The 17,473-nt window shown below is 71.6% G+C and carries 9 protein-coding genes; 6 read left to right on the plus strand and 3 right to left on the minus strand.

Translation table 11 applies throughout. From position 1 onward, the window contains the following. Positions 1-31: 31 nt before the first annotated feature. The 3 genes from IE325_RS29955 to IE325_RS29965 form a co-directional block, all read right to left on the minus strand. Positions 32-3,835 carry an SDR family NAD(P)-dependent oxidoreductase gene (locus IE325_RS29955; RefSeq protein WP_190073214.1) on the minus strand — a complete coding sequence of 1,268 codons (3,804 nt, stop codon included), beginning with the start codon at positions 3,833-3,835 and terminating at the stop codon, positions 32-34. Next, positions 3,832-4,611, minus strand: coding sequence for a thioesterase II family protein (locus IE325_RS29960; RefSeq protein WP_190073215.1), 780 nt, complete (start codon positions 4,609-4,611; stop codon positions 3,832-3,834). Before IE325_RS29960 ends, IE325_RS29955 begins: the two co-directional genes overlap by 4 nt. An 82-nt stretch (positions 4,612-4,693) precedes the next feature. After that, the gene (locus IE325_RS29965; protein ID WP_190073216.1) at positions 4,694-10,687 is read right to left on the minus strand and encodes a non-ribosomal peptide synthetase; all 5,994 of its coding nucleotides are present in this window, start codon (positions 10,685-10,687) and stop codon (positions 4,694-4,696) included. A gap of 527 nt (positions 10,688-11,214) precedes the next feature. On the opposite strand from IE325_RS29965, the gene IE325_RS29970 reads away from it, so the two are divergent. The 6 genes from IE325_RS29970 to IE325_RS29995 all read left to right on the plus strand — a co-directional run bounded on the left by IE325_RS29970 (position 11,215) and on the right by IE325_RS29995 (position 17,435). Beyond that, on the plus strand, positions 11,215-12,801 hold the full coding sequence (locus IE325_RS29970) for an amino acid adenylation domain-containing protein (RefSeq protein WP_190073217.1): 1,587 nt from the start codon (positions 11,215-11,217) through the stop codon (positions 12,799-12,801). 45 nt (positions 12,802-12,846) lie between these two features. Continuing rightward, on the plus strand, positions 12,847-13,062 hold the full coding sequence (locus tag IE325_RS29975) for a phosphopantetheine-binding protein (protein ID WP_229912114.1): 216 nt from the start codon (positions 12,847-12,849) through the stop codon (positions 13,060-13,062). Between the two features lie 63 nt (positions 13,063-13,125). Continuing rightward, positions 13,126-13,860, plus strand: coding sequence for a thioesterase II family protein (locus tag IE325_RS29980; protein ID WP_229912115.1), 735 nt, complete (start codon positions 13,126-13,128; stop codon positions 13,858-13,860). Positions 13,861-13,928: 68 nt separating this feature from the next. Beyond that, positions 13,929-15,122 (plus strand): cytochrome P450, encoded by a 1,194-nt coding sequence (locus IE325_RS29985; protein ID WP_190073220.1) that lies wholly within the window; start codon positions 13,929-13,931, stop codon positions 15,120-15,122. Between the two features lie 34 nt (positions 15,123-15,156). Continuing rightward, positions 15,157-16,350 carry a cytochrome P450 gene (locus tag IE325_RS29990; RefSeq protein ID WP_190073221.1) on the plus strand — a complete coding sequence of 398 codons (1,194 nt, stop codon included), beginning with the start codon at positions 15,157-15,159 and terminating at the stop codon, positions 16,348-16,350. Continuing rightward, positions 16,347-17,435: a methyltransferase gene (locus tag IE325_RS29995; protein ID WP_190073222.1), complete on the plus strand. Its 1,089-nt coding sequence runs from the start codon at positions 16,347-16,349 to the stop codon at positions 17,433-17,435. Before IE325_RS29990 ends, IE325_RS29995 begins: the two co-directional genes overlap by 4 nt. Positions 17,436-17,473: the final 38 nt, after the last annotated feature.

Below are 17,473 nucleotides of genomic sequence, written 5' to 3' on the forward strand. Positions count from 1 at the left end.
TCGGGCCGGCCGCCGCGGACCGGGCGCCGGGTCAGTCCGCGCCGCGGTCCGCGACCAGCGCCGCCAGTTCGGCCACGGTCGGGTTTTCGAAGAGTTCCTGGGTGCCGAGCCGGACGCCGACCCGGTCGTCGACCAGGGCGAGCAGCCGGGTCGCCCGCAGGGAGTTCCCGCCGAGGTCGAAGAACGAGTCGTCCCTGCCGATCCCCGGGCGGTCGAGGGCCTCGGCCCACAGGAGGGCGAGTTGCTGCTCCAGTGGTGTCGCCGGTGGCGTCGAGGGCCGGCGCCTGCGGTCGGAGGCCGTCATCCGCAGCAGCGTCGCGGCGTCGACGGCACCGTCCGGCAGCCGCGGGATGTGCTCGACCTCGAGGGTGCGCACCGGCACGGGGCAGTCGCCGGCGGCCGCCTGGACGGCTTCCCGTACGGCCTCGGGCGCGGCGCCGTCGGCGGTGTGGGCGACGACGATCTCACCGGCCCGCAGATGATCCGGCACGAGCTCGTCGACGATGGCGGGGTGCGCCAGGTCGAGGCCGACGATCAGGTGATGGTCGGGGCGGGCGATGCCGGTGAGGAACAGCCGTAGTCCGTCGGCGGGGTCGACGGCGCCGAAGCCGCGGCTGGCGGCCGGGGCGGTGGAGCTGCCGCGGTTCATGCCGATGCCGGTCCACATGCTCCAGGCCAGGCAGTGCACCGCTCGCCGCCGCTCGTGGTGCCAGTGGTCGGCGAATCCGGTGAGGAAGCTGTTGGCGGTGGCGTACGCGCCGAACGAGTTCCCGCCGAACTCCCCGTTCACGGAGCCGAAGAGCACGAGCGACGCCTGCGGCCTGCGCTCCAGGACCTGGGCCAGAGCGAGGGTGCCGGTGACCTTGGGGCGGTAGTGCCGGGCGAAGGTGTCGGCGGACTCGTTGACGAGCGTGTGCCGTTCGAGGTCGGACCACTGGTCCGTCGGGTCGGCCCCGGCCAGGTGCAGCACTCCGTCGAGGGGGCCGCCCCAGTGTGCCTCGGCACGCGCCACGGCTGCCTCGACGGCATCGGCGTCGGCGACGTCGAGCTGCTCGTGCCGGACGTCGCCCAGGGCGCGCAGCTCGGCCAGCCGTTCGCCCGTCTCCCCGGTCGCGGGAGAGCGGCCGACGAGCAGCAGGCGCACTCCGTAGGTGGCGACCAGGTAGCCGGCGAGGTCGTGGGCGATGCCGCCGAGCCCGCCCGTGACCAGGTAGGTGCCGCCCGAGGTGATGGGCGGGGCGCCGGTCTCGTCGTCGGGGACCGGGCTCAGGCGCGGCTGCCATCGCCGGTTCTGCCGGGCGGCGACGACGCCCTGGTGCGTGCGGTCCGCGAGTTCGGTCCGTACGGCGTCCGCCCAGTCCGCGCGGTCCTGGGGCAGGTCGAGTTGACGGATCGTCAGTGCGGGCAGTTCGCTCACCGCGGTGCGGATCAGTCCGGGCAGGGCGCAGGTGCCCAGGTCGATCCGGTCGCCGGAGCGCACATGCACGGACCCCGAGGTGAGCACGAGCACCAGGGGGCTGTCACCGTCCGTGGCGTCGGCGAGCGCGCCGAGCAGCGCGGTCAGTTCGGCGGTGGCCGCGGCGAGCCGCGCGGCGGGGTCCTCGCCTGCACGGGTCAGGGTCCGGCCGAACACGACCGTGTCGATGGATCCGTGCCGTTCGGTCACTTCCTTGATCAGCCGGGTCAGCTGCGCGCGGTCGCGTGCGTCGGCGCGGTAGCGGTCCGCCGCCTCCGCGTGCAGCCGATCGCCGTGGTGTACGGCGATCACCGGTCCGTCGAGGCCGAGGGATACGAGTTCGTCGTCCTCGGCCAGGACGAGCCGGGCCCCGGCTTTCCCGTTCCCGGACCCGGGTGCGGGTCCGGGGGCGGGAAGTTCTGTCCACTGGCGCCTGACCAGCCGGGTGTCGGGCCGTTCCGCTGTACCGGCCCCGATGACCCGGTCGGCGAAGGTGCCCGCGCGCAGTTCGGCGGTGAGCGCGGCGCGCTGCACCTTGCCGCTGCCGGTCTTCGGGAACTCGGTCTCGGTCACCGGGACGACGAGATCGGGGGCGAGTCCGACCTCGCGCACCAGGACGGCCCTGATGGCGTCGACGGTCCGGGTGAGGGCACCGTCGTCCCAGCTGCGCGGCACGAAGAAGATCGCCAGCCGGTCGGAGCCCTCGCCGGGCTCGCGTACCCCGGTCGCGGCGCTGAAGGTGACCCGGACGCCGTCCACCTGCTCGACGACGTTCTCGATCTCGTGCGCGAGGTAGTTGATGCCGCGCACCACGATCTGGTCCTTCTTGCGTCCGGCGATCACCAGGTCGCCGTCGCGGACGAACGCGAGGTCGCCGGTGTGGAACCAGCCGTCGTCGTCGAACGACGAGGCGTTGGCTTCGGCGTTGTTGAAGTAGCCGGTCATCATCGTGCGGCCGCTGATGCACAGTTCGCCGAGGCGGCCCTCCGGGACCACCGCCCCGGAGTCGTCCAGCACCCGGATCCGCACGCCCGGGAGCGGGGTGCCGACGGTGGAGATCACCACGGCCCCGGGATCGGCGGGGTCCACCTCGCGGACCGTGCCGCCGAGCGAGGCGGGGTCGACGGCGACGGTGCCGGCCGTGCGGTCGTCCAGGCGCTGGAGGCCGTAGGTGACACCGGAGCAGGTCTCCGCCATGCCCCAGGCCGGGACCATCGCGTCGGCGGGCAGCCCGTGCGGCGCGAGGAGTTCCAGGAACCGGTGGCTGGTCCCGGCGACGACCGGTTCACCGCCGTTGAGCAGGGTGCGGAAGGAGGACAGGTCCCAGGAGCGCTTGGTGCGGATCTCCTCGGCGTGGTCGTTGACCATCGCGAAGGCGAAGTTGGGCGCCCAGGTGTTGGTCGCGCGGTACCGGTCGGCCCAGTCCAGCCACAGCAGCGGGTCGGCGAGGAAGTGCTCGATCTTGGCGTTGACGTGCAGACAGCGCAGGAAGACGTCCCGGATGTTGCAGTGCACGACGGTGACGTGGTCGAAGGGCATCCACAGCAGGCTGACCTCGTCGCTGCCCATTCCGCTGGCCTGCGCGTAGGCCAGGGACCTGGAGACAACGGTGGCGTTGGTGTGCTGTACGCACTTGGGTACGCCGGTGCTGCCGGAGGTGAGCAGGTTCAGCACCGGCGAGTCGGGGGTCGCCGGGAACCAGTCGGTGTCGGGCGGGCCGGCCAGCAGCTCGCCGAGGGTGAGGATCCGCACCTCCGGCTCGGCCCACAGCTCCCGTACGTCGGCGAGGGCGGGCGCGGTGGCGTCGTCGGTGAGCAGCGGCGGTCGGTCGAGGAGGTGCCAGACGTTGTGCAGCCGCCGGTTGGTGTCGTTCGCGGCGCGGTAGGTGGGGGCGACCGCGACCGGTGTCGGGACGAATCCGCCGAGCACACAGGCCCAGAAGGCGGTGAGGTAGGCCCGGTTGTCGTCGAACTGGAACAGCGCGGCGTCGCCCGGGCGCAGTCCGGCGGCCCGCAGCCCGCCGAGCACGCGCTGGGCCTCGGCGAGCAGCTCCGGGTAGGTCTGCAGTTCGTCCTTGCGGCCCCGCCGGATGAAGACGGTGCCCTTGTCGGGGGCCAGTTGGGCCGCGTCGCTGAGGGCCTGCTGCAGGGTGTCCGGGGCGTTGTCGGGTATCCGCAGGTCACCGCCGTAGAGCTCGGCGGGCGGGCGGCCGGTGGTGTCCTCCTCGGCGGGTGCCTGCGGAGGACCGGCGGGGGCCGGGGCGGCGGCACGCACGCTTCTGCGGACCACGGCCGTGGCGTCGCCCACTCCGGGGACCCGCAGGGCCGCCTCGGCGATGCGCTCCAGGGTGTCCTGTCCGAAGGGATCGGCGGGGCTCATGCGGCCCTCCCCATGGTCGTCTGCATCTTGCGGGACAGGAACGACACGACGTCGGCCGCGCCGGACTCCAGGAAGTAGAAGTGGCCGCCCGGGTAGAACCGGGCGTAGAACTCGGCGTTGGTGTGCGCCTGCCATCCGGCGACGGAGTCCGGGGGTGTGCGCGGGTCGTCGTCGCCGCACAGCACGGTGAGCGGGCAGTCGAGGGGGTCCGAGGGCGCGGGGCGGTGCCCTTCCCAGAGCGCGAAGTCGGTGCGCAGCACGGGCAGCAGGGAGTCCAGCACGAACGGGTCGTCGAGGATCTCGCGGTCGATGCCGCCGAGCGCGAGCATCTCGGCGCGGAACTCGTCGTCGGGCAGACCGCTCAACTGCCGTACGCCGGTGAAGCCGGGGGCGGGATGGGCGGACATGAAGAGCTGGTCCGGGCCGCGCCGGCCGCGTGCCCGGAGCGCCTTGGCGAGCTCGAAGGCGAGGGCGGCGCCGCAGGAGTGGCCGAAGATCGCGTACGGCCGGTCCAGGACCGGGCGCAGGGCGTGGGTGAGTGTGCTGACGAGCGGTCCGACGGAGGTGAACGGCTCCTCGGCGATACGGTTCTGCCGCCCGGGCAGCTGCACCGCGACCAGTTCGATGTCCGGCGGCAGCAGCGGGACCCAGTCGGCGTAGGCCAGGGCTCCCGCACCGGCGTGCGGCAGACAGATCAGCCGCCCGGTGCTCTCCGGCCGCCGGGCCCGCCAGATGTACGGCGTCTCGGCGACGAGTTCCGATGTCTGAACACTCATGCGCACACCTCTCGCCGTGCTGCGGTTGTCCCGCGCGGTTCCTGATCGGGTCGGGTTGAACGGGCCGTTCGGGCCATGCGGGTCACTCCTTGCTCCGTCTCCGCAGCCGGGGGCCGCTCCTGGTGGTGATCTCGTCCCAGCGGGCGGTGAGCTCGGCGATGGTCCGGTGCCGGAACATGGCGCCGATGGCGACCTCCGTGCCGAGCTGGTCGCGGATGCGGCTGATCAATCGGGTGGCGAGCAGGGAGTTGCCGCCGAGTGCGAAGAAGTCGTCGTCGATGCCCACCTCCTGCCGTCCGAGGACGTCCGCGAACAGCCCGCACAGCACTTCCTCGTGGCCGGTGCGTGCCGCACGGCGGCTGGTGCCGGGCGGATCGGGGAGCCGCCGGACGTCCAGCCGTCCGCTCGCGGTGACGGGCAGGGTTTCCAAGGCCGTCAGCGTGGTGGGGACCATGCGGGCCGGCAGGTGCTGGGCGACGTGGGCCCGCAGTTCGTCGGGGGCGACGGTCTGCTGTTCGGCGGCGACCACGTACGCGACGAGGCCCTGTGCCGCCGTGACGACCGCCGCCTGTGCCACGCGCGGGTGGGCCAGGAGCACGGTCCGCGCCGCCTCCGGTTCGTGCCCGGCTTCCGCGGACACGGGCCCCGCGGTGTGCCGGAGTCGGACTCCGGTGCGGTACAGACGGCTCCCTGGGGCGCCGTGCGGATCCGCGACGAACCGCTGCGCGGTGGCCGCGGGCCGCCCGGGGATGCCGTGCGCGAAGTCCCCGGCCAGGTACAGCTCGCCCGTGCCGCCGGGGGCGACCGCCGCGAGGGAGGGGCTGAGCAGGCGGACCTCGTCCCCGGTGACGGGAGCCGGGGACAGTGGGGCGGCGCCCTTGCGAATCTCGACGCGGCGCCCGGCGCAGAGCGCGAGCAGCAGTTCGGTGGCGCGTGTCTCGGGCCCCGCCGTCAGCGGTTCGTCGCCGCCTGCGGTGAACCGTGCCGCGCCGGCGGCCAGTCCGGCCTGGGTGAGAAGCAGGCCGTACGGGGTCGTCGTGGCGTCCGGTACGAAGTCGAGGCAGGCCGGCTGGTCGGGCCGGACCTCACCCGGCCCGTCGCCCGCGTCCGGGCCGCCGAGTCCGACGAGGATGCGCGGCACCTCGCCCCAAGGCCCTCCCGACGTCGGTTCGTCCACGATGGCCGCGTCCGGGCGGGCTTCCCGTGCCACCGCCTCCGACCAGGCGAGGGGGTCCCTCGGATCGAGCTCTACGAAGCATGCGCCGGCGCCGAGCACGGCCAGCAGGCCGGTCAGCTGGTCCACGGGGTGGGCGCAGCCGACCGCCACGACCGATCCGGGACCGAGCCCGTGCTCCCGGCAGGTGCGGGCGAGCCGCTCGGCGTCCGCCGCGATCTCACCGAGTGTCGTCGGCACGTCGTCGACGACGAGCGCGGCGTCGGCGTGCCGGGCGACGCGGGCGGCGAGCAGCGGACCGGCCGGCCTCGCCGGCCCCTTCCGCGGCCGGGGCCGTCCCGCGGCGACCGTTCCGACGGGGATGCCGGCGTCGGCCACGAACGCGCGCACCATGCGCAGCAGGAGGTCGGCGATCCGGTCCACGGTGTCCGGGTCGAGGGCGCCGTTGTCGTACTGCAGCCGCAGTCGCGGCAGGGGATCCTGCTCGGCCATCACGACGAGCGCGTAGTGCGATCCGGCGAGGGACCGGAACCCGGGCGTGGGAAGCCCGGCGACGGCGCTGGCCTCGGCGATGGCGGCGTTGTCGAAGGGATACGACTGGTAGACGACCAGGGTGTCGAAGAGGGTGTCGAACCCGGTGGCGGCGTGGATGTCGATCAGGCCGGTGTGGTGGTGCTCCAGCAGGGCCGCGTGGGTCTCCTGGAGATCGGCGACGAGTTGCGCCGGTGTGCTGCTCGGGCGGCAACGCACCCGTACGGGAAGCGTGTTGATGCACAGTCCGACGACGTCGTCGACGCCGGGCAGCGTCGGCGGACGGCCGGAGACGGTGGTGCCGAACACCACGTCGGTGCTGCCGGTGATCTCGGCGAGCACCGCCGCCCATGCGGCCTGGAGCACGTTGCTGGGGGTGCTGCCCAGGTCGGCGGCGCGGCGGAGGAGGGCCTGCGCCTCGTCGGGGGTGAGCGCGAGGTCACGGACGCCGAAGCCCTCCGCGGAGGCACCGGTGGCGACCAGGGTCGGTCCGGTCAGGCCCGCCAGTGCCTCGGTGTGCGCGCGCACGGAGCGCTCGTGGTCCTGTCGGTCCAGCCAGGTGACGAAGTCCTTGAAGGAGCGTGGGGCGGGCAGCGACGTGGGGGTGCCGGCGTAGAGCCGGATCAGGTCGTGCAGCAGGAGGGGCTCGGACCAGCCGTCGAACAGGACGTGATGGGCGGTGAGGACGAGCCGGGTGTGTGCGTCGGCGATGTGGACCAGGGTCAGACGCAGCAGCGGAGGTGTGGCCGGGTCGAAGGGTTCGGTGCGGTCCTCGGTGAGGAACCGCTCGAACGAGTCGGCGGCCACCGTGCGCTCCCGCCAGGGCAGTTCGACGCCGTCGACGACGAGCTGCACCAGGTCGCCCGCGGCGTTCGGCACATAGGCGGTGCGCAGGGCGGCGTGCCGGTCGAGCAGGGCCTGGCCGGCGGCCCGCATCCGTTCCGCGTCCACCGGGCCCTCGAAGTCGAACACCAGCTGGACCTGGTAGGTGTCGCCGTCGTCGTCGGCCAGCAGGGAGTGGTGCAGGAGTCCTGACTGCAAGGGGGTCAGCGGCCAGATGTCGGTGAGCTGCGGGTAGCGGCCCTCCCACGCCTCGATCTCCCGCTGCCCGACGGCGACCAGCGGTACGTCGGAGGGGGTGAGGCCGCCGGCGTCCGGCGACGTGGCGTGCCCGGCCAGGGCGGCGAGCGCGGCGCACCACAGGTCGGCCAGCTCACGCACTTCGGCGGCGGACAGCACGCCCTCTGGGGCGGCGAACACGGCGCCGATCCTGGGTCCTTCGGGCGTGTCGGTGACCATGGCGTTGATGTCCAGCTCGCACAGGGCGGGCATGGCCGGGTCATGGCCCGCGTCGAGCTCGGCAAGTTCCGTGTACCGCGTGATGTCGTCGGTCAGCGTCCAGCCGAGGCCGCGCAGTTGTTCCGGCATGTCGGTGGCGGAGAAGCGGCCCAGATAGTTGAACCCGATCTGCCCGAGGGACGTGGTCCCCAGGGTCTCGGCGCCCAGGGGGTCGAGGTGGCGCAGCAGGCCGTAGCCCAGGCCCCGGTCCGGTACGGCCAGGAGCTGTTCCTTCACCGCCTTGAGCAGGGCTCCGGCGGCCGGCCGGCCCTCGAAGGCGGCGTCGAGGTCGATGCCCGCGGTGTCGAGCCGTACCGGGAAGACGCTGGTGAACCAGCCGACGGTGCGGGCCAGATCGGCCCCCGGGATGGCCTCCTCCTCGCGTCCGTGGCCCTCCAGGCGGAGCAGCGTCGAGGGTTCGGTGACGCCCCGGTCGCGGCGCCAGCGGGCGACGGCGAGGGCGAGTGCGGCGAGCAGGCCGTCGTTGACCCCGCCCCGGTAGGCGTCCGGTACGGCGGTCAGCAGCGCCTGGGTGACCGGTGCCGGCAGCTGGACGCGAACCTTCTGGACCGTGCTCCGCACATCGGCGGCCGGGTCGAGGCGCCGGGTCCCGAGGACCGGGTCGGGGCCGTCGACGAGGGACCGCCAGGTGTCGAGCTCGGCGCGCCGGGTCTCGCTGGACGCCTCGTCGGCCAGGGCGTGGGCCCAGCCCCGTACGGAGGTGCCGACCGGCGGCAGTTCGGGGGTGCGTCCGTCGCGGACCTGCTGCCAGGCGGCCGCGAGGTCGGGCATCAGGATGCGCCAGGAGACTCCGTCGACCACGAGGTGGTGCAGGGCGAGCAGCAGTCGTCCTGGGCCGGACGGCGGGTCGAACCACACGCACTGGGCGACCACGCCGGCGGCCGGGTCCAGTCTCCCCGCGGCGGCGTCGAGTTCGCCGGTCAGCAGCCGGTGCCAGGACTCCCCGGTCCAAGGCCCTTCGTGGGCGACCCGCCGGACGAGGGGGTCGACGTCCACGGAGCCGGGCTCCCCGACGAGCAGTGCGTCGGGCAGGAGCCGGGCACGCAGCAGGTCGTGCCGGTCGACGACCGCGGTGAGGACGGCGGACAAACCGGCGCGGTCGATGCCCGGCGGGAGTTCCAGTACGACCGCCTGCGACAGCCGGTCGAAGCCCGGCCCGCGCTCGCGGAGCCAGTGGGCGACCGGCATCAGCGGCATCCGTCCCACGCCGCCGCCTTCCGGTTCGGCGAGGACGGGCGGTTCGTCGGTCGGGGCCTCGGCGGCGGCCGCGGCGATGGCGGACACCGTACGGCGGCGGAAGATCTCCTGCGAGCTGACGGACAGGCCGCGTGCCCGGCTGCGGGACACCACCTGGATCGACTGGATGCTGTCGCCGCCGAGGGAGAAGAAGTCGTCGTCGACGCCGACCCGTTCGCGTCCCAGCACCTCGGAGAAGACCGCCGCGAGGATCCGCTCGCCGTCCGTGGCGGGCGGGCGGTACGCCGTCGACGTGAACTCCGGTGCGGGGAGGGCCGCCCGGTCGAGTTTGCCGTTGGGGGTCAGCGGCAGTGCGTCGAGCGGGACGAAAGCGGCGGGCACCATGTACTCGGGCAGACGTGCGCCGAGGAAGGCCCGCAGTTCCTCCCCGTCCGTCGCGCTGCCGGCGGTCGCCGGTACGACGTACCCGACGAGCTGCTTGCCGCCACCGGGGCCGTCGTCCTGACGGGCGATCACCGCTGCGTGCGCCACCTCGGGGTGGGAGAGAAGCGCGGCCTCGACCTCGCCGGGTTCGATGCGGAAGCCGCGCACCTTCACCTGGTGGTCGGCCCGCCCCTGGTAGGTCAGTTCGCCGTCCTCGGTGGCGGTCACCAGGTCACCGGTGCGGTACATGCGTTCGCCGGGCGCTCCGAACGGGCAGGCCACGAACCGCTCGGCGCTCTGGGACGGCCGGTTCAGATAGCCGCGGGCCAGTCCGCCCCCGGCGACATACAGCTCGCCGGGCGTGCCCGGGGACACGGGGCGCAGCCGCTCGTCGAGGACATGGGCCCGCATGGTGTCCAGGGCGCGTCCGATCGGTACCTCGGTGCCGAGGTCCTCTGCGCGCTCCACCCGGTGGCTGGTCGCGAACACCGTGGTCTCGGTGGGTCCGTAGCCGTTGACGAACCGGGTGCCGGGGCACGCCTCCATGGCCCGCCGCACGACCGGCGCCAGCACCCGGTCACCGCCGGCCCAGACCTCCCGCAGCCCGGCGAGGCAGCGGGGCTCGTCCTCGACCAGGACGTTGAACAGGGCGCTCGTCAGCCAGACCGCCGTCACTCCATGGCGGGCGACGAGTCCGGCGAGAACTCCGGGGGTGAGGTCCTCCGAGGTGTCGACGACGACCCGGCCGCCGGTCAGCAGCGGGACCCACAGCTCGTAGACCGAGGCGTCGAAGGCGAGCGGCGAGTGCAGCAGCACGCGGGTGTGGGCCCCGCCGGCGAACTGGCTGTCCGACGCGAGGTCCGCCACGTCCCGGTGGGTGATGCCGATGCCCTTGGGGGTTCCGGTGGAGCCCGACGTGTAGATGACGTAGGCGAGTTGCTCGGGGCGGGGGGCCGGGCGGGTGCCTGGCGTGCCGGCGTCGGCCGTGATCTGGGCGGGCGTGACGACGGGGCAGGGGTCGCCGGGTACGGCTTCGGTCCCGATCCGCAGGGCGGGCCGTACGTCGCGGAGCATGAACTCCATGCGTTCGGCCGGGTAGTCCGGGTCCATCGGGAGGTAGGCGGCGCCGGCCTTGAGCACGCCGAGCAGTACCGCGACGAGTTCCGCGGAGCGCGGCAGCGTGACCGCCACGGCGGTCTCGGGGCCCACGCCCCGCTCGATGAGCCCGGCCGCGAAACGGTCGGACAGTTCGGCGAGTTGACCATAGGTCAGCGTGCGGTCGTCGCACTCCACGGCGATCGCGTCGGGCGTCGCCCTCGACTGCCGTGCGAACAGCGCGGTGATCGTGACGTCGGCAGCCACCGGCGACCGGTCTTGCTTCGAGTCAGGCACGTCCATCACTCCACGCGAACAGGCGGATCGGAAGGGAAAAACAAAGGGGCCGGCGAGGCAGTCCACGGAATCAAAATCCGAGAGCGGAATCATTCATCGCCCTCGGGGTCCATTCCAACCGACCGGTCAGGTCCGTTCGGGAATTCGGAACGAATATCCAGATCTCCGGAGCGGTCAATATCCTTGCGTCCGGCCGGCTGCACGGTCAAGCGAATACGAGCCCGGAGCCATTCCACCGCGCCGAACGGGGTCTGTCCCGTCGACAGGACCACGACCGGCCGCTGAGCGATCCTAACTCCCTTGTGGCGCCGGTGACCGGGATCCTACGGTGGCGGAGCATTCCGGGCCGGTCGCGGATGCCGGGTGTCCTGTCGACAGGACGACACCGAACGGCGAGCCGCACCGGACCCCGCCGATTTCGCATTCCGCGGCACCCCGTGACGATTATGGATTCGCCCGGTCCGGACAATCCCGGTCCAGGCAATTCCGTGCGCCGCACCGGACATCTCTCATATCGGAGTCAGTTGATGATCCTTCAGGGAAAGCGGGTGGCCCTGCCCTCGGTGCCCGTCGTCCACAAACAGTTCGAGGCACACGCGGCGGCCACTCCCGACGCCGTCGCCGTCTTCTGCGCCGGACAGCGGGTGACGTACGCGGAACTCGACGCGAGGGCCAACCGGTTCGCGCATTTCCTCGCCACGCGCGGACACGGCCGGGGTGCGCGGGTCGGGCTCTGCCTCGACTACTCGATCGACCTGCTCGTCGCCATCCTGGGCACGCTGAAGGCCGGCGCGGCCTACGTACCGCTCGACCCGTCCTATCCCGCGGCGAGACTGACGCTGCTGCTGGGGCAGATGCCCGATCTCGCCCTGATCGTGGCCTCCCCCGCGACGGCCGGGCTGGTCGAATCGACCGCCGTCGAGGTCATCGACCTGGAGCAGCTGTCCGACCGGTTGGCGCAGTTGCCGGCGACCGCCCCCGACGTCGTGGTCACCGGGGACGACGTGTGCTACGCGGTCTTCACATCCGGGTCGACGGGTACGCCGAAGGTGACCGCGGTGCGGCACGAGGGCTGGTTCAACCTGTTGAACTGGCTGAAGGTCGAGTACGGCCTGCACCCCGGGTCGAACAACCTGGTGGTCAGCGCGTTCGGCTTCGACCTCTCCCAACGCAGCCTGATGGCACCGCTGTTCTGCGGAGCCACCCAGAATCTGATGGCGAGCCGGAACTTCGACGCCGCGATGGCCTACCGCATGCTGGCCGAGCACGATGTGCGCGTCGTGCACTGCGCCTCCAGCACGCTGTATCTGCTGGTGGACTGGGAGACGGCACGCGGCGGTGACACACTCACCCGGCTCGACTACGTGCTCTTCGGCGGGGAGCCGCTGAAGGCCCGGCGAATCGCGGACTGGGCGCGCCGCGAGGGCAATACGTGCACGCTTCTCCACCAGTACGGTGTCGCCGAGTGCACGGATGTGGCGTCGTCGTACGACCTCGCCGAGTACTGGAGCGGCGAGCACGACAACCCGCCGGTCGGCAAGCCGGCCTACAACACCGACCTCCACATCCTCGACGAGCGGATGCGCGGCGTCGTGGCCGGGGAGTCCGGCGAGATCTGCATCTCCGGTGCCAGTGTCGGCGCGGGCTATCTCAACGGCACCGGTCCCGAATCCGAGCGGTTCACCACGATCGAGGTCGACGGTGAGTCACTCCGGCTGTACCGCACGGGCGACCGCGGCTATGTGACACCGGCCGGCGACCTCGTGGTGGTCGGCAGGATGGACTCGCAGGTCAAGGTGCGGGGCATGCGGATCGACCCCGCCGACGTGGAACGCGCCCTCGGCAGGCTGGCCGGGGTCCGCGAGGCGGCCGTGGCGATCACGTACGCCGACTCCGGCGAGGCCGAGCTGATCGCGTTCCTCGTCCCGGACGGGAACGAACTCACCGAGAACGATGTGCGCGCCCGCCTGCTGGGGACGCTGCCGCGGAACATGGTCCCGGCCAGGTTCCTCAACATCCCGCGGATTCCACTCAGTCCGCACGGAAAAGTGGACCGGGCGGCGCTGCTCGACGCCTGCCGGAATGAATTCGCCGACAGCGGTATGTCGGCATGACAGACCTTGATGACGACCGGGAGGACTGTGATGATTGCCGACAGCGTGCGCACCATATGGTGCCGAGAACTCCAGCGCGACGACATCGCGGTGGACGATGACTTCTTCGCCCTGGGCGGCCAGTCCGTGATCATGGCCAGGATTCAGGGTGCCTTCATCGACGAGCTGAACGTCGAGGTCCCCATAGACCAGATGTTCCTCAATCCGACGGTGGCGTCGATTTCCGCGTACATCGAATCCCTGGACACGGTGAGCCGATAGCGCCGGGCGCGCTTCCAGAACGATCAAAACGAACCTTCGCATTGATGATTGGGGTTGGTCGGGGTGAAGGAACCCCGTACGTCCGGGGACGACCGGGACGAGACGGTGCTGTTGTGCGTGCCGTTCGCCGGAGCGGGCCCTTCGTTCTTCCACCCGTGGCGCGAGCCGGCCGGCGACCGGTGGCGTGTGGTCCCGGTCGAACTGCCCGGCAGGGAGCGCCGGCTCCTGGAGACGCCGTACCGGAACGTCGTCGAGGCGGCCAAGAACTCCATCGACGACATCGTCACGGAGCTCGGCGCGGGGGCGCGGACCGTGCTGTTCGGGCACAGCCTGGGCGCGGTGCTCGCCTACGAGCTGGTGCATCTGCTGAGCACGCGTGATGTGCACGTCGAGCGGCTGGTCGTCAGTGGCTCGCCGGGGCCGTGGACCCAGCGCGAGAGGCGGGCGACGGGGCTGCCGGACGATGAATTCCTCGCCCGCGTCGAGGAGTTCGCGGGATTCAGGCACGAGGCGCTCGACCACCCGGAGCTGCGTGAACTGATTCTCCCCATGCTGCAGGCCGACTGCGAGATGCACGAGAACTACGTCCCGAGCACCGATGAACCGGTGTCCGTGCCGATCTGCTCCCTCCGGGGCGACTCCGACACGCTGGTCACCGCGGAAGAGGCCCAGCAGTGGCGGGACGCGACCACGAGCGAGTTCAACTACGTGGAGTTCCCGGGCGGTCACATGTACCTGGTCGACCTCGCCCAGGAGATTCTGAACGTCATCGAGGCGGAGTCCGCCCGCGATCGCTGATCGCCGGCGAATTCACCCATCCATCTCCACGCGATACATACCCATACCTTTCATGGAAGGACTCCCCCATGGCTTCGCCCGTCGACGATTGGGATGTGCATCCGGGGCATTTCTGGCTTCGCGGAAAGCGCCCCGAGAATCTGGTCTCGTATGACGAAGAGATCAAGATGTGGAACATCTACGGCTACCCCGAGTGCGCCGAGGCTCTCAGCAACACGAAGGTCTTCTCCAGCGACATGATGCGCCTGGAACCCATCCAGGTGGACTACGCCCTCGTCGACGGCGACTTCGGCCACACCGACCCGCCGAAGCACCGCAAGCTGCGCGGTCTGGTCGACCACGCCTTCAAGCCCGCTCTGCTGGGCCGCCTCGAGTCCGAGGTGCACGGCATCATCCATGAACTCCTGGACCAGGTGGACGGCAAGCCGTCCTTCGACCTCATGAAGGAGTTCGCCGCTCCGCTGCCGCTCATCGTGATCGCGGATCTCATGGGCGTCCCGCCGAGCGACCGCGGCATCCTGCGCGGGTGGATGGACAAGATGCTCCAGGGGGGTGAGGAACTCAAGTCCCCGGAGGAGCAGTTGGAGGAGAAGGAGCAGCTGGAGAAGGAACTCGAACTGCTCTGGGAGATGCGCGACTACTGGAAGGACATGGCGGTCGAGCGCCGGAAGAAGCCGCGCGGCGACCTCGTCAGCGAGCTCCTGGACGCCGAGATCGACGGCCAGCGCCTGACGGACAGCCAGATAGCCAATATCTGCAACCGGATGATGGTCAACGGTCATCTGACGACCGCCATGCTCATCGGCAACACCATGCTGTGTCTGGACGCCTATCCGGAGGAGGGTGCCAAGGTCCGCGCGGACCGCTCGCTCCTGCCTTCCGCGATCGAGGAGTCCCTCCGCTTCCTGAGCCCCATCTGCGGCGTGGGGCGGGCCACCAACGCCGATGTGGAGATCGGCGGCACCACGATCCCCAAGGACCAGCTGCTCATCGTGTGGACCGGCTCCGCCAACCGCGACGAGCGCCAGTTCCAGGACCCGCACACCTTCATCGCCGACCGGACGCCCAACAATCACATCGGCCTCGGCCGCGGCGTCCACTTCTGCATCGGCCGGCAGCTGGCCCGTATGGAGGCCAAGGCCGCCGTGGAGGTCCTGCTGGACCGCTTCCCCGGCATGCGTCCCGACCCGGCCGCCCCGCCCACGTTCCTCCAGGTGATCGACGTCGACGGCGTCGAGACCCTCCCGGTCCTCACCGGCTGAACCCACCCCTGTCACGGCACCAAGGAGAAGCACCATGACTACGGTCGTCCAGCGGTGGGACATCCACCCGGAACACCCCTGGCTGCGTGGAGAACGTCCCGACTCCCCGGTCCAGTTCGACGAGGCGCAGGGCGTGTGGAACGTCTACGGTCACGCCGAGTGCCTGGAGATTCTCGGTGACCACGCGACGTTCTCCTCCGATCTGACGCGGCTGATGCCCGTCGGCGTCGACGAGTCCCTCATCGAGGGGGACATGTCGCAGATGGATCCGCCGCTGCACCGCAAGTTCCGCAGCCTCGTCAGCGGCGCCTTCACCCCGCGGCTGGTCGCGTCGATGGAGGAGCAGGTCGTCGACCTCACCAACGGGCTGCTCGACCAGATCGAGGGCGCGTCCGAGATCGAGCTGGCCTCGGCCCTCGCCTATCCGCTGCCGGTCATCGTGATCGCCGAGCTGCTCGGGGTCCCGGCGGACGACCGCGAGCTGTTCCGCAAGTGGGCCGACGACGTGATCGAGAGCTTCAGCGGTTTCTCGTTCCTCGACGACAGCGAACAGGGCGTGCAGAGCGTCCAGTCCGCCACCGAGCGGCTGCAGCCGCTGCGGGACTACATGGCTGAGCATCTCACCGAGCGCCGGGCCCGGCCGCGCGAGGACCTGCTCAGCCATCTGGCGCAGGCCGAGGTCGACGGCGAGCGGCTGACGGACACCGAGATCGTGAACGTGGCCAACATCCTGCTGGTCACCGGGCACATCACCACCACGATGACGCTCGGCAACACGGTGCTGTGCCTGGACTCCAACCCCGAGCAGTTCGCGCGGGTGCGCGCGGACCGGTCGCTGGTGCCCGGCGCGATCGAGGAGGCGCTGCGCACGCTCTCCCCCTCGGCCGCGCTCGCCCGGGGCACCACCACGGACGTCGAGATCGGCGGGACGACCATCCCGAAGGACCAGATCGTCATGATGTGGCTGGCCGCCGCCAACCGCGACCCCGCCCGGTTCCCCGACCCGGACGTGTACGACCCGACGCGTGATCCCAATCCGCACTTCGGGTTCGGCCGCGGCATCCACTTCTGCCTCGGCGCGGGCCTGGCCCGGCTTGAGGCCCGGGTGGCGCTGAACGCCCTGCTGGATCGCTTCCCGGTGCTGCGCACGAACCCCGACAATCCGCCGTCGTTCTTCCCCACCCCGGACATGATCGGCGTCAACCTCCTCCCCCTGCGCACCTCATGACCGGCGGACCGAGCGAGGAGGAGGCGACCGCGATGGCGGCGACCGACCCGGCGAACCAGCTCCGGCAGCTGGTCCTCGGCTTCGTGCCGGCGCAGATCCTGTACGCGGCCGTGGACCTGGGCGTGGCCGAGGAACTCGCCGAGGGGCCCCGCTCCTACGGCGAGCTGGCCGGGCGTACGGGCACCGATCCGGCCGCGCTGCGCAGGCTGCTGCGTGCGCTCGCGGGCCTGGGCATGGTGACCCAGCTCGACATGGAGCGGTTCGAACTCACCGACGCCGGCCGGTTGCTGGCGTCGGGCACCGAGGGGTCGGTGGCCGATGAGATCAGGCTGTCCGTGGCGCCCGGGCTGTGGCGGGCCTGGGGGGCGCTGCCGCAGGTCGTGCGCACCGGCAAGGTCTTCCGTGACCCCGCCGACGGTCTCACCGCGCACGAGTCGCTGCTGCGGCACCCCGGTCCGGCGGCGGCGCTGCGGGCCGGGAAGGCGGCGGGCGTAGGTGAGTTCGCGGCCCGGGCGGCCGAGGTGTACGACTTCTCGGTGTTCGGCACGATCGCCGATCTCGGCGGGGACAACGGCACCCTGATCGCGGCCCTGCTGGCCGCCGCCCCCGGGACCCGGGCCGTGCTGCAGGACCTCCCGGAGGCGCTGGACGCGACGGCGGCCACGCTGAAGGCGGCGGGTGTGGCCGACCGTTGCGAGACGGTCGCGGGTGATCTCGGCGGGGCCGTGCCCTCGGGCGCGGACGCCTATCTGCTCAACAACATCGTCCGGGACCTGGACGACGAGCATGCGTCCGCCCTGCTGAGCAGGTGCCGTGCCGCGATGGCACCGACCGCCCGGCTGCTTCTGGTGGAGACGATGATGCCGGCGGTGCTCACTCCGGCCGAGTCGAGCGAGTACGGTCTCACCGACCTCAACAACCTGGTGTTCGCGGGCGGCCGCGAACGTACCCGCGACGAGTACGCGGAGCTGCTCACCGCGAGCGGCTTCACCCTCACCGCCACGGTCGCCGTGCCGGTCGGCGAGGGCATGCCGGACTATCACGTCCTGGAGGGAACACCGACCGGGAACCCCGGGAGGCCGTGACCCGCGCCGTATGCGGAAGGGTCGGGTGCCGCCTCCGA

Source organism: Streptomyces lanatus (assembly GCF_014655715.1).
Lineage (GTDB): Bacteria > Actinomycetota > Actinomycetes > Streptomycetales > Streptomycetaceae > Streptomyces > Streptomyces lanatus.

What these genes read in the sequence shown, in the direction of transcription:
- IE325_RS29955 (WP_190073214.1), bottom strand. Translation starts at nt 3,835, where the DNA reads ATGAGCCCCGCCGATCCCTTCGGACAGGACACCCTGGAGCGCATCGCC.
- IE325_RS29960 (WP_190073215.1), bottom strand. Translation starts at nt 4,611, where the DNA reads ATGAGTGTTCAGACATCGGAACTCGTCGCCGAGACGCCGTACATCTGG.
- IE325_RS29970 (WP_190073217.1), top strand. Translation starts at nt 11,215, where the DNA reads ATGATCCTTCAGGGAAAGCGGGTGGCCCTGCCCTCGGTGCCCGTCGTC.
- IE325_RS29985 (WP_190073220.1), top strand. Translation starts at nt 13,929, where the DNA reads ATGGCTTCGCCCGTCGACGATTGGGATGTGCATCCGGGGCATTTCTGG.
- IE325_RS29990 (WP_190073221.1), top strand. Translation starts at nt 15,157, where the DNA reads ATGACTACGGTCGTCCAGCGGTGGGACATCCACCCGGAACACCCCTGG.
- IE325_RS29995 (WP_190073222.1), top strand. Translation starts at nt 16,347, where the DNA reads ATGACCGGCGGACCGAGCGAGGAGGAGGCGACCGCGATGGCGGCGACC.